This is a genomic window from Novosphingobium sp. P6W, from assembly GCF_000876675.2.
In the GTDB taxonomy this organism is placed as follows: Bacteria; Pseudomonadota; Alphaproteobacteria; order Sphingomonadales; family Sphingomonadaceae; genus Novosphingobium.
In genome coordinates this window covers 3,044,822-3,057,781 of record NZ_CP030352.1, presented here as the reverse complement: position 1 = coordinate 3,057,781, position 12,960 = coordinate 3,044,822, and the positions used below count along the sequence as shown (strand labels likewise).

General features: G+C 66.7%; 9 protein-coding genes. 1 reads left to right on the top strand and 8 read right to left on the bottom strand.

The genetic code is table 11. The features are described from left to right. Nucleotides 1-17: 17 nt before the first annotated feature. From TQ38_RS14675 to TQ38_RS14660, 4 genes are read right to left on the bottom strand one after another with little or no spacing between them, the layout of a single operon-like run. On the bottom strand, nt 18-1,541 hold the full coding sequence (locus TQ38_RS14675) for a hypothetical protein (protein ID WP_043971498.1): 1,524 nt from the start codon (nt 1,539-1,541) through the stop codon (nt 18-20). 9 nt (nt 1,542-1,550) lie between these two features. After that, nucleotides 1,551-3,239, bottom strand: a complete 1,689-nt coding sequence (locus TQ38_RS14670; RefSeq protein WP_043971494.1) for a hypothetical protein — start codon at nt 3,237-3,239, stop codon at nt 1,551-1,553. A gap of 44 nt (nt 3,240-3,283) precedes the next feature. Continuing rightward, nucleotides 3,284-4,429: a glycosyltransferase gene (locus tag TQ38_RS14665; protein ID WP_082057533.1), complete on the bottom strand. Its 1,146-nt coding sequence runs from the start codon at nt 4,427-4,429 to the stop codon at nt 3,284-3,286. Then, entirely contained in the window at nt 4,422-6,596 is a 2,175-nt protein-coding gene (locus TQ38_RS14660; RefSeq protein WP_043971492.1) for a polysaccharide biosynthesis tyrosine autokinase, read from the bottom strand. The genes TQ38_RS14665 and TQ38_RS14660 overlap by 8 nt, the downstream gene beginning before the upstream one ends. Nucleotides 6,597-6,878: 282 nt before the next feature. On the opposite strand from TQ38_RS14660, the gene TQ38_RS14655 reads away from it, so the two are divergent. Beyond that, a complete protein-coding gene (locus TQ38_RS14655) occupies nt 6,879-7,469 on the top strand; it encodes a polysaccharide biosynthesis/export family protein (RefSeq protein ID WP_082057549.1) in 591 nt (196 codons plus the stop codon). 215 nt (nt 7,470-7,684) lie between these two features. On the opposite strand, the gene TQ38_RS14650 is transcribed toward TQ38_RS14655, so the two are convergent. The 4 genes from TQ38_RS14650 to TQ38_RS14635 form a co-directional block, all read right to left on the bottom strand. Beyond that, nucleotides 7,685-9,361, bottom strand: coding sequence for an ABC transporter ATP-binding protein (locus TQ38_RS14650; RefSeq protein ID WP_043971489.1), 1,677 nt, complete (start codon nt 9,359-9,361; stop codon nt 7,685-7,687). 14 nt (nt 9,362-9,375) lie between these two features. Next, a complete protein-coding gene (locus tag TQ38_RS14645; RefSeq protein ID WP_043971487.1) occupies nt 9,376-10,539 on the bottom strand; it encodes a cell wall hydrolase in 1,164 nt (387 codons plus the stop codon). Continuing rightward, complete coding sequence (locus TQ38_RS14640) at nt 10,536-11,801, bottom strand: outer membrane beta-barrel protein (RefSeq protein WP_162792256.1); 1,266 nt, start codon at nt 11,799-11,801, stop codon at nt 10,536-10,538. Before TQ38_RS14640 ends, TQ38_RS14645 begins: the two co-directional genes overlap by 4 nt. Before the next feature lie 159 nt (nt 11,802-11,960). Beyond that, nucleotides 11,961-12,842 (bottom strand): MJ0042-type zinc finger domain-containing protein, encoded by an 882-nt coding sequence (locus TQ38_RS14635; protein ID WP_043971481.1) that lies wholly within the window; start codon nt 12,840-12,842, stop codon nt 11,961-11,963. Nucleotides 12,843-12,960: the final 118 nt, after the last annotated feature.

The following is a 12,960-nucleotide window of genomic DNA, read 5'->3' as shown; positions in this document are numbered from 1 at the left end:
ACGCTTCACCGGCCGGATCAGGCGGGTACGGGGACGCGCAGCGGGCCGAACGCCGGCGCGGGTGCTGCGCCGAACGCGGCATCACCCGCATCCTCGGGCACGGCTTCGGCGGTGCGCCTGCCTGAGCGCAGGGCGATGGCCGAACCGGACAGGATGGCGAATGTCAGGCCGGGGTCGCAACTTGGCGCCGATACCGAGGCCACGCCCACGCCCACCAGCATGGCCCAGGCAGCGGCTGCGGCGGTATCGCGTTCCGCCTCGCCGCTGCGCATCCAGGTCGACAGCGCCAGCGGCTTGAATGCGCGCAGGAAGTGCCCGGCAAAAGCGGCAGCGCCGATCACGCCCACCGAACCCAGGATAGCGGCCGCCAGACTGGACGAACGGAACGAGCCGGGGCCGATCCCCAATCCGTGCGAGACGACGAAAGCCTCCAGCCCTTGGCCCGCCCAGAACAGGCGCTGCCGGCCGGAGAACGATCCGGCCTTGTCGAGCGTCATGTGTTCCAGCAGGTCACGCAGTGCAGCTGCGAGCACCGGGTTCAGCACCAGCATCGCGCTGACCAGAACCATGCCGGCAAGCCCTGCAAGGATCATCCAGGCCAGTCGGTCGAGCGTGAACAGGCGCGGCGTCACCGCTGCGCGCACGGCCAGGATCGTGCCGAACAGCGCCAGGCCGACATAGGCGCTGGACGAGGTACTGGCGACAAGCGCTGCGCCCAGCAACAGGGCGGCTGGTCCGGTCCGCCGGGGCTCGACCCTGCGCAGCCAGCATTCGAAATTGAACACGAACCATACCACGGCGAAAGCGGCATAGGACGAGGCTTCGGGCAAGACGCCGTTCATGCGCACGAAGCCGTTCCATTCATGGTCGAGCTGGGCATAGTTGCCGTTGCGAAAGAATTCGAAAACGACGTTGGCCGGGGTATTGCGCAGCGCGACGCTGGCGAAGCCGAGCAGGGCGTGAACGATCCCGATCGTGGCGGCGGTGCGCACCAGTATGCGGCTTGTGGGCGCAGGAGCGGTGCCTGCGGCGCCCGCCGCAGCGGGGCGAGAGCGCAGTACCGTATGTGCCGCCAGCGCCATCATCAGCGTCCCGGTCATATAGACCGCCGTGGTTACGTTCTGGGGACTGAAACGCAGCGGCGCAGCGGCAAGAATACGCGCGAGTTCGCTGCCGTAGCGTGCGCGGATCTGTCCGCGCAGGGGCGTTACGTCGATCTCGCCCGCGAAGACGCGCGGCAGGATCAGCGCGGCGAGGACCCCGTAGAGGACGAAGGCCACGAGCCATGCATTGCCGCGCAGGGCATCGACGAGGTTGCCGGGCGGAACGCTGCCCGGCACGACGCAGCGCAGAAGCAGGAACGCCAGCGCGAAGTGGGCGGGCGTGATCGACGATCCGCCCAGCGCCGTGAGGTTGACCGCGGCCGAGCCTCCGAACAAGGTCGATATCATCACGAACGCGAACAGCCCGCGCAGCGATCCGAAGACGAAAAGAGCCAGGCCGAGCAGGAGCTGGACGGCGCCGATGATTGTGAGTTCCATGCGCGTCTCTCAAATCTTGGCCGGGTAAACGGGAACCGCGCGGGCCGGGCAGTCCGCAGCGGGGACGTGCGGCTCGGCGTATATGCGGATGCGGTAGCGGAAGCCGTCTCGGCCCGCCTTGACGTTGGGCCCTACGACAAGGTCGACAGTATCGCCCGCCGCGAGCGCGACTTCGCGCACGGCAAAGCGCTGGGACGCTGTGACAAGTGCGGCGGCAAGGTCTGTCTTGCCGCGTCGCAGCGCTACGTCGATGCCGTCACCGCCGGCTTGCTTGTCGATGCACACGGCGATGGAAACCTTGCGCGCGGCGGGGGCAGTGTAGCGGATGATGGCGTGGACGGCCCCCGTTCCCTCCCCAGCGGGCGCGCCGGCGACATCGCCGATCCACAGCGGGCGCAGGAAGCGGTCGCCGTGGTAAGTGGTCCACTGGCCGTCGAGCCAGGGGAGGGTTCGCTCGGTCCCGTCCGCCTTGCGCGCCAGATAGCGCCAGTCGCCGCTGCCATAGCCGAGCAGGCTGTCGGCCAGCACCGGCCCCGGCGTGAAGGTCGGGCGGGCGGATCGCAGGGCGATCACCGGATCGTTGTTCAGCTCTGCCCCGGTGCCGGAAAGCGGCTGTCCGCGTGCGTCGAGAAGGCGGGCCGAGGCATCGAAGGCGACCCGTCCCGAAGCGCCCCAGGCCACCCAGGCATCCGTGCCGAAGCGATAGAGGCGCACATTCGGATCACCCACATCGATGCGCTGGGGACGTCCGTGTACCAGCAGGTCGCGTTGGACGAGGCCGAATGCCTGCGCGGCGGGCTTGGTGCGGCCATCGGCGTCGTAAAGGCCCATATTGCGGAACCACTTCTGGTCGACGAGCGCGTACCAGTGGGCCGCCTCCACCCCGCCGGCGGCAAGCAGGGTCGCCGCCTTGACCAGCTGCGGCGCGGCCATTTCGGGCATCGGATAATTGTCGCTGAACTCGCTGGCCCAGACCGGCAGGGGCTTGCCGCGCCGGCGCATGACATCGGCAAGATGCGCCAACTCGACATCCAGGTTTTCCGCCTGCGAGCGATAGGGATGGACCGCGAGGGCGTCGGCAGCATCGAGCAGGCCGCGCGCGAACAGCGAGTCGAGAAAGCCGGTTGCGATCATGTTGCTCGATCCGCCAAGGATCTTTGCGGTTCCGCCGCGTGTGCGCAGCGTTTCCCGCGCGGTGCGCACCAGGTCGACATATTCACGCAGCGGATCGGCGCCGGTTTCCCCGGGGCGGAAAAGCTGGCGTGAGTTCATGCTGTTGATCTCGTTGCCGATCTCGATCGCGACGAGGCACGAAGCGAAGTGGTCTTGCAGCGCAGCGATGTATCCGGCGAACGCAGCTTTTGCATCCGCCGAGCGCAAGGCGCCGCCGCCGTCGTAAAGCGGGTTGAGCGGCACGGCGACCAGCAGCAGCGAACCGCCCTTTCGGCAGAAGCTGTCCAGTGCCGCGACGCCGGGGCCTTCGAACTTGTAGCGGCCTGGCACCGCCTCGACGCGGGCCCATGGCACCGAATCGCGCAAGGACGGCGCACCGGATTCGCGGGCAAGATCGAGGCGCGTGGCCGGCCAGCCCTGCGCGAAGTGGGTTTGCACGCCAAGCGTCATGGTCTGCGGCGAGGTCTGTGCAGGCGCACCTTGGCTGCAACTGCTGGTAAGGGCGGCGCAGGCGGCAAAACCCATCGCAAACCGCGTGCCAGCTTGCCGGAGCGGTCTTGGCGGCTTGTTCACATCAGCGACCGCAGTATCCCGGAGTCGAAGACGGCAGGAGAGAAGCGGCTCGCCTGGAGTACGGCGACCGCCGGGTCGAACGAGGGCAGCCAGTCCTCGAAGCGCGAGACGGCGTCGATCAACGAATCGACGGTTTGCTCACCGAAGAACAGCCCGGTCTGCTGGTCTACGATGGAATCGAGCGCTCCGCCCTTGCCGAAGGCGATGACCGGGCGGCCCGAAGCCATGACTTCCACCGGCACGATGCCGAAATCTTCCTCCGCCGTGAAAACGAAGCCGCGGCAGCGGGCATAATGCGCGCGCAGCGATGCGAAATCGAGGCGTGGGATGATCGTCACATTGGGCCCGGCCATGCGGCGCAATGCGGCGGCCATCGGCCCTTCGCCCACTACCAGCAGCGGCAGGCCCAGCCGGTTGAATGCCTCCACCGCCAGGTCGGGCCGTTTGTAAGGCACCAGCTGGCCCACCCACAGGTAGTTCTGATCGATCTGGGCCGAGGGCGAGAAAAGGCTGACGTCCACCGGCGGATGCACGACGGTCGAAGGCTTGTCCCACGCCCGGCCGATACGCCGCTGGATGAAGCGCGAATTGGCGACGTAGCGATCGACGCGCGAGGCGGATGCCACGTCCCAGGTGCGCAGGCGGTGGAACAGGAAAGGCATGATCGCGCGGTTGAACGCGCCGGTCGACTCGCGGTACTGGTGATAGTGATCCCACAAGTACCGCATCGGCGAATGCACGTAGCAAAGGTGCATGGCATCGGGATCGGTGATGACGCCTTTGGCAGGACCGCTCTCGCTGCTGATGACGAGGTCGTAGCCGCGCAGATCCAGCTGTTCGAGGGCCATGGGCATGAGCGGCAGGTATTTCTGATAATGCCGAGCGGCGCCGGGCAGGCGCTGAATGAAGCTGGTAGTTACCTTGGCCTGCGCGATCGTGCGGGAAACGCGCGATTCGTCGTAGACATGGGTGAAGATGTCGGCGCCGGGAAAAAGGTGTAGCAGCCGCTCGACCACCCGCTCGCCGCCGCGCATCGTCACCAGCCAGTAGTGGACGATGGCGACCTTGCGATAGCGTTGCCGCACGCTGGCCAGCAATGCGTCGTCGTCCTCGCCGGCGACCGTCGGCAGCAGGTTAAGCATAGTAGTCCTTGTACGCCTTGTAGAAGGCGTTCTCATCGACCCCGAACGCGGCCTGCTTGCGAACGTCGACCCGGGTGAGGATCATGCCGGCCAGGCCGACGTAGCCTGCCGGCAGCATCCGCAGCAGTGAGCGCACGGCGGCTTCGGGCGTACGGCGCCAGCGCGCGGCGATGATGGAGGCATCGGCCTTGCACAGAAGCAGGCGGGCGTCCGCCATCGGCAGCACGGGCGCGGTGTCCATGATCACCGCGTCGAAGGACTGGGCGGCCAGCGCCAGCAGTGTGTCCATCCCGGTGCCGGTCAGCAGGGCATGGTCTTCCTGCGCCGAACTGCTGAGTGGCAGGACCGAAAGCCCGGTTCGCGTATCGGTAACCAGCGCATCTTCAAGCTGCACTTCTCCGCGCAGCACTTCGAGCAGGCCGACCTCGCGCGTGCCGCCGATCCAGCGGCTTACCCCGCGTCGCCGCACGTCGCAGTCGATCAGCAGGATGCGGTCGGAACCGCTGGCCATCGAACGGGCGAGGCACAGCGCGACGGTGGTCTTCCCTTCGGACGGCAGGGCCGAGGTGATGGCGATGATGCGGGGGTTTTCGACCGCGAAGGCGATCGAGGCGCGCAAGTTGCGAAAGGCTTCGGCAAACGCAGAGCGCGGATGATCGATAACCGCCTCCACCGGATCACCGGCGACGCCGCCGCGCTCCTTGCGGGAGAGGACCGAGGTGAGTTCGGGAACCGAGCAGAGATAGTGCACGCCCAGTCGCCGTTCGACATCCTCGCCGGAGGTCAGGCCGCTGAACATCATCTCGGCGGTGATGGCGCAGATGATGCCAAGAGCCAGTCCCAGCGCGCCGGAGAGCACCATGTTGAGCAGGAAGTTGGGCCGCGCCGGCGTTTCGCTCGGCAGGGCGGGGTGCAGGACACGGGCTTCGGGCTGGCGTATGCCGATGCGCGCTGCCAGTTCCTTGTAGCGGGACAAGTAGTTGTCGTAGAGCGACTTCGATGCCTGCGCGCGCTGGTCGATATCCTGAAGGTCAACCATCGCGACGTTATCGCGCCGCAGCGCACCTTGCGAGACGTTGAGCGAACCCGTCAGCGAATCGAGACGCTTTTGCGAAACAGCGGCCTTGGCCGAAAGATTGGAAATGACCCGGCCGATTTCATCGCGAATCTGGCCGGTCACTGCATCGAGCTGGCTGCGCGCGCGCAGCAGATCGGGGTGGCGCGGGCCATACTTGCTGGAAAGCGATGCGATTTCAGCGGCGTAGCCTGCCTGCTGCTGGCGTAGGGAGGCGACGACGCCGGACCCCAGCGCTTCACCCACGTCGTCGCCGGCCGAGCCCATGCCAAGCTGCTGGCGGGCGGTGGCAAGACGCGCCGTGTCCTCCGCAGCCTGGGCGCGGGCCTCGGTGACCTGCTGGTTGTAGGCGGAGATTTCCTGCTCGGTAAGCGAACGGTCTGTGGTGGTCGGCAGGTTGTGCGCGAGGCGATAGCGCGACAGCGTGGCGGCATCGGCCGAAGCCTGGATACGCGCGGCTTCCATGCGCGCGCCGACTTCCTTGAGCGCCTTGCCGTCGCCGGTTTCCTTGTCGGCCAGGGTGCCCAGCGTATACTGCTCGGCAAAGGCGTTGGCGATGCGTGCGGCCTCTGCCGGGTCCTCGCTCTCGAAGGCGACGCTGATCGTGTAGGTCGCGCCGGAGCGAAATGCGGTGACGCCGTCCTCTACATAGGCGATGGCCGCGTCGCGTGCGCCGGCGGCGTTGACGCCTTCCTGCATGAAGCGGCGGTCCCGGGCGAGGCCGAGACGGTCGACGACACCGGCGACGTTGTGGCTCGAGGTCATGACCTCAACCTGTGTGTCGATATAGGTTTCGCCCAGGCTTCCCTGTGCGGCCAGACGGTCGTCCTCGGAGAGCGGTGCGATCGGCTCGACCTTGGCGTCGAGCGTGACTTCCGCAGTGGAAAGGTACGTTGGCGTCTGGCGTGCGGTGATCACGAGGCCCGCGGCCAGGCATAGCAGCAGCACGCCCAGGATCAGCGGCCAGCGCCGCCGCAGGAAGGCCAGCAGCAGGCCGGGATCAACCCGGTCGGCCGGCGCATGCGCCGCAGCGGGTCGTGTCGCGGGGACGAGAGACCCCGGCTGGGGTGCAAGGACAACCGACTTGTTCAAGCTGTTACCATCCGTTCATACCGGAGTGTCACCACAGATCATCCGGATTCGGACATAGTTTCGTTCAACAATGACTACATCGACAAGTCGGACTTCATAGCATTTCAAAAATGTAACATCACGGGTTCGGCGTGAAGTCGATCTATGGTGGATTTTAAGAGGTAATATTTGAGAAAGAACTGAAATTATATTTTTGTAACATTGCATTGATGCTTGTCTTGGTGATCCTTGTGAGGAATGCTTGGAGGCGAGATTTGCTTGCACGGAGAATCAGGGGTGAAGATGATCTGCAGCCTGCGCGGACGATGGGCCGGCTTTGCCGCAGCCGGGGCGCTGGCGGTGCTGAGCCAGGGCTGCGCGACATCGAGCGCGCCGCCGCTTGGCGCTGCCGAGGCACAGCAGGGCCTTGCCGCTTACCGCCTGGGTGCCGGGGACAAGCTGCGCGTAACCGTCTACAACGAGCCGAATTTGTCGGGTGAGTACGCCGTGTCCAGCGCAGGCGACATCGCCTTCCCGCTGATCGGCATGGTTTCGGCAGGCGGTCAGACCGTAAGCGAGGTGACCAAGGCGCTCACGGCCCGCATTGGCGAGGGTTACATGACCGACCCCCGGGTCAGCGTAGAGGTGCTTAATTATCGCCCCTACTACATCATGGGCGAAGTGCAGAAGCCGGGCGAATATCCTTATGTTGCAGGTCGCACGATCGAGCAGGCAGTGGCTGCGGCGGGCGGCTTCAGCTACCGCGCCAATGCCCGCCGGGTTAACCTGCGCCGTACCTCCGATCCGGCGGAAAAGTCGGTTGAGCTTTATTCCGACCAGGCCGTGGCAGTAATGCCCGGTGATACGATCCGAGTGCTGGAGCGCTATTTCTGAGCCTTCGCAGGCCGTCCGGGACAAAGAATAACCGGGGAGAAGAGGGCGGGGGAGCATGGCTCCCCCGCCCTCTCATCATGTGCGGGCCGAAGTAAAAGTGAACTGCCGGGTGCAGCGCTTGCGGCGGCGACAGTAAAGGGGCTGGGGCAATGGCCCGAGTTCTATTCCCTTCCCGCTTTTTTCGAAACATTGGAATAACCGGCCGCGTCCGCGGCTCAGATCCGCACGACCCGATCTGCCAATGCCACGCTTGCCGGCCGGTGCGTGATGATCACTACCGTCTTGTCTTGCAGAATACGGGTGCAGGTTTCGACGAAGCGTTCCTCTCCATGAGGATCGTACATCGAGGTCGCTTCGTCGAGCACGACGATCGGAGCATCCTTCAGCAGCGCGCGGGCGAGCGCTATGCGTTGGCCCTGACCGCCGGACAGCCGCACGCCGCGATCCCCGATCTGGGTCTCGAAGCCTTGAGGCAGCGCGTTCACGAAGTCCCAGGCGTCGGCCCGGCGTGCGGCTTCCTCTATATCGGCGCGGCTGGCGCCGTGGCGGCCGAAGGCGATGTTCTCGCGCACGGTGCCGCTTAACAGCTGGGCTCGCTGCGGAACTACGGAAATCTGCGCGCGCAGATCCTGCACCGATACCCCTGTGATGTCGTTGCCATCAATGGTGATGCGCCCGGACTGGCAGTCGTAAAGGCGAAGTAGCAAGGCAACGATCGTCGTCTTGCCGGCGCCGTTGTCGCCGAGAATGGCGATCTTTTCGCCCGCCGCGATATCGAGGTCGAAGCCGCGCAGGACGCGGCTGCGGCCGGGATAGGCGAAGTCTACCTTTTCGAAGCGGATTGCGCCCCGCAGCGGCGGCATCCGGTTCGCAACGGCGTAGCCGGGCTCGGGCGCGGTGGCCAGCACGCTTGCCATGCGGGCCAGGGTGCCGCGCGTCACTTGGACCTGCCCCCAGGTCTCGGCAAGTTCGCCGACAGGGCGGGTGAGGAGCGCGGCGTAGAACAGAAAAGAGAACAGCTCCTGCCCGGAAAGGCGGCCTTGATGCAAATGGTCGCCAATCATCATCAGCAGGCCGAGCGAAGCCAGCGAGGCGACGAGCGCGCTAACCGGCTCGACGATGGACTGGATGCGGATCAACCGGACCGCATAGAGGCGAGCAGTTTCCACGCGGCTGCGGTAGCGGGTGCTTTCGAGGTCTTCGCGCGCAAAACCCTTGATGGCGGAAATGGCACCGAGATTGTCTTCGGCCAGCGCCAGAACCTGTGCCTCGGCGTTCTGCTCGCGCTCGGCCAGAACCCGCATGCGGCGCCCGACAAGCTTGAGCAGTATCACGTAGATCGGGATCAACAACGGCACGAGCAGGGCCAGCGAGGCGTCAATCCGCAGCATCAGCACGGCAGCGCCGGCAGCCGTGAGCAGCAGGGGCGGTACGCCGATCAGGGTGCCGGTGAGGAAGTGGCCCAGATGCGCGACTTCGGTGGTCATCAGCGCAAGCACGTCGCCCTGCCGGTGCGCGACGTGCCATCCGACGGGCAGGGACTGGAGGTGGTCGTAGAGCTTGGCGCGCAGGTCCGCGAGGAGGCGCGCGGCAGTGTTACCCGACACGATCTGGACGACCGCGGCGAGCGCTGCCGATGCAATGAAAGCCAGTACGAGCAGCACGACCAGCCGCGTAGTGCCCAAGGGGCCTGCCTCGATCAGTTTTCCCGCGAGGTTGCCGGCAAGCCAGGGGATGGTGAGCGTCGTCGCCGAGCTGGCCAGCGTGAGACCTGCGACAAGAGCAAGCGAGCGTGCGTGGGGCCGAACGAGGGCTGCGATCATGCGCATCTGGTCGGGCGTGGGCGGGGGCGGCTCGGGCAGATCGTCGTGGACGGGATGGTCTGCGTACATGGGCGGGCGCGCGGTCAGCTGACGGTGAGCAGGCGGTCGAGCGCCTGTCCGCCGGGAAGGCACTGGGCGCGGTCGCTGCGCAAGAAACGGGCGCAGTCCCAGTAGGCGCCTTCGCTGCGGGTGCGGGCCATGCGCACGTAGACGAAAGCGATATTGCCCGCCTCGCCAAGGCGGCCGGCCACGCGGCACTCCGCCAGACTGCCGCACAGCGCCAGCGCCTTGAGCGCGTAGCTGCCGGGCGGGGCCGCGGGGTCCAGCTGCATTTCGAGTGCGGAATGGCTGGAGGGCTGAGGCGCCGGGGGCATGGCGATGGGAACGGGTTCGAACAGGATCTGCGGCACGGCGATGGCCGGCACCGCTGCGGGATCATGCATTTCCGACAGTGCGGCGAGGGCAGGCTGGGGGTCTTCCATTCCGGAGCCCGAACCGCGCGACATGGCGGCGGCTGAGCCCCAATAGCCGGGCCAGCGGTAGAACAGGTGGGCGCCCTGCTGGGCTATCTTGACCAGGCCGTCGCGCCACCGGGGGACCACGTAATCGGCGTGATAGTGCGTCGCCAGTCCAACCCGGGCGTCGACCGCGCCTGACAGCGCTGCTTCGGCAATGGCGCGGGCGCGGGTGAGGGCGGGCGGCGACGGAATCCGCGCGAGCGAGCCGTCGCAGGTAAAGGTGAACTGGCAACCGGTCTGGCGCTGCGATCCCTGGAATACTACCGCGCAGACGCTGTTGGGAAAGGCCGGGTGGCGCACGCGGTTGAGGACGACCTGGACCACCGCCCGCTCTCCCGAAGGATCGTCGCCCGCCTCGTACCAGGCGGCGACGGCGAGACAGTCACGGGCGCGCAGGTGTGCATCGGGCGCGCCGACGAAGCGGAACGGCGCGGGCAGGGCGGGTTGCGGGTCTGCGATGGGAACCTGCGCGTTGGACAGGCGCGCGGCGTCTGCGGCGATGGGCATGCTTTGCGCGGGATCGGGCAGCGGCGGCGGCGGGACAAGGGGGAGGGGCGGGATTTCCGCCTCAGCTTCTGCCGGGGACGTGAAGGCCGCGACGAAGCGGGCCGTGCGGTGCGGGATGTCGCTGGGCAGGCGCGCGAATATCAGGACCGCGAGGGCGAGCGCGGCGGCGATGACGATGCGCCAGGCGAGCGGGTCCGACGCGAGGCGCACCAGGCGTGTCATAGCGCGTACCTGAGCGACACCGAGACACGCTTGCGGTCAAACCTGCGGCCGCCGGAGCCGTCGCTGCGGGTCCGCTGGAAACCGCCCTGCGCCGAAACGCGCAAATTGCGGTTGAGCAGCCATTCCGCGCCCAGCGATCCGGCCAGATCCCGTTGCACCCGCTGGGTTCCGGCATAGTCGCTGACGGTCTGGTCGAGGCGGGTGGTGAGGATGACGTTACGGCGCAGTTCGTAGTCCAGTTTCCCGGAATAGCGGCTCTGGCGAATGCCGGCGACGCCGACGAGCGGGGAGCGCTGGATCGTGCGCTTCGCCTCGACCGTCCAGGTCATCAGCTTGGTCGGGTTCCATTCCAGGCTGCCGGCGAAATCGAGGCCCTTGATGCGTGGGAATGCGGGGTCGTCGTAGCGCTGGTTCTGGTAGCCGATGGCGGCGCGGCCCCGGATCAGGCGGGTGACGCCGAACTGCACGCCGCCGCGCACCGAATAGCCATCCGAACTGCGGTCCAGCGAGGTCGTCTCGTCGGGGTAGCGGGCTTTGTTGTAGCTGCCTTCGACAAAGGCGGCGATGCCGGGGCCGATGGCGTAGCCGGCGCGCAGCGATGTGGACCAGGTGCGGTAATCGCGCTCTCCCTGCGCGATCTGTGCGCCCGCCACGCGGTAGGAGCCGTAGTGGAATGTATCCAGGGATGCTTCCGCCCCCAGCAGCAGGCGGCCGGCATTGTGTTCCAGCTGCACGCCCAGTTCCAGGGTGTTGTAGGCGATGCGGGGGCCGCGCAGCGTGGTGTCGCCAACCGAACCGCGCGGTTCGTAGGCGCGCGAGTATTCGGCGCGCAGCGAGGCCTGGGTGCCTGCCCCGATGTCCAGCTGGCCGCCCGCCAGGACATCGTAGGTGTTGGTGTTTTCATTGTTCTGCGACAGGCCGCGGGTCAGCCCGGCGGTTGCGTTGAGCGAAACGGCATGGCGCCTCCACGTCGACCGGGCGGCGATACCGGAGGAAAGGGTGACGAGCGCATCGTCGACCTTGTTGGTGTTTCCGGCATAGATATTGTCGTCATAGGCCGTGCGCAGTTCCGCCGAGGGCAGCGCTTCGAACCCGCCGAAGCGGATCGGCACCGGGTCCAGTTCGGGCCGGGGGCGTTTCTGCACGGAAATGGCGCCGTCACCGGCCGGCATGTCCTGCGCACTGGCACCGGATGCGGTGCAGGCGCCCATCATTCCCAGAATGCACGATACGAGTGCCGAATCGGCGCCGTACCGGCTCAACCAGGCTTTGCGTCTGAGCCTCAAGAGAGCCTGCACTTTAAGAATCGCCCCGCTATCCGTAAGTCCCCATCACGAATTGTGCGGATGCTAACTGCACCGGGCAAATGAATGATTTGTCACCGGCACGGACTTTCGTCCCGGATCAGGACTTTGCGGGGATCAATCTGGTTTCCAGCCGATTTCAGCGGCGGCGGCGGATTTGGGGATGTCGGTGAGCGCTTCGTTCACCGTTATCGTCTCCCCGGGGGCGAGCTGGCGCTTGGCCGGCACGACTTCCTTTTCGTAGACGATCGTCTCACGCTGGTCGCGAAGGACTACCAGCAGCGAGGGAACGCTGCGGCTTTGCGCGCCGATATTGCTGATCGTGCCGCTGACGCTGAAGAATTCCGTGCCGTCGGGGAGCGGCTTGCGGTCCTGGCGGCCGCGCGGGAAGTCCAGCTTGAGGTCCGGCTGGGCGCGCTGGAAAGTTGCGTGGGGGATCGGCAGCCAGTCCGGGATGCCGCCCCAGGCGACGGCGCCGGCAAGGCCAAGCGTCGCTATGGCGAAGGCAACCGCGCCGTATGTGCCGATCCGCGCCCAGTTGCGGCGCGGCCGGAACGGGGGCGAGAAATCGAAGCTGGAGGTGGTTTCGTCGGCGTAGTGCTTGGTCGCGGTGTCGTCGTAAGTGACGGGCGCGGGGCGTTGTTCGCGGCGCGGCGGAGCGGCCGGTGCTTCACTCGCTGCCGATGCGCGGCTGGCGGCGACCGGCTCGGGCATGGGCGGGGCGGCAGCGGGTTCCGGCGCGCGGGGGATGACGACGGCCGGGCGCGGCGCAGCGGCGGCGCGAAGCGGCGGCGGCGGGAGCGAGGCTTCCTGCGGGGCCGGGGCGGGTTCGGGTGCAGGCATTGCCGGTGCGGCTTCCTGCACGGCTTCCGCGGCTTCGGGACCTTCCTGGAACCAGCTGTGGCGGCACTTGGCACAGCGCACGGTACGGCCTTCCAGGCCGATCGCACTGTCCGGAACCGCATATCGCGTAGAGCAGGCAGGGCAGGCGATGATCATGATCTCTCTCATAAGCACGGTTGCATCGCGCGCGACAAGCGCCCGACCTGTGGGTTCGCGCTCTGACGCCCTTTTTTCCACATGCAAGGGAGGCTATAGGGCTTTACGTCGCCCGTTC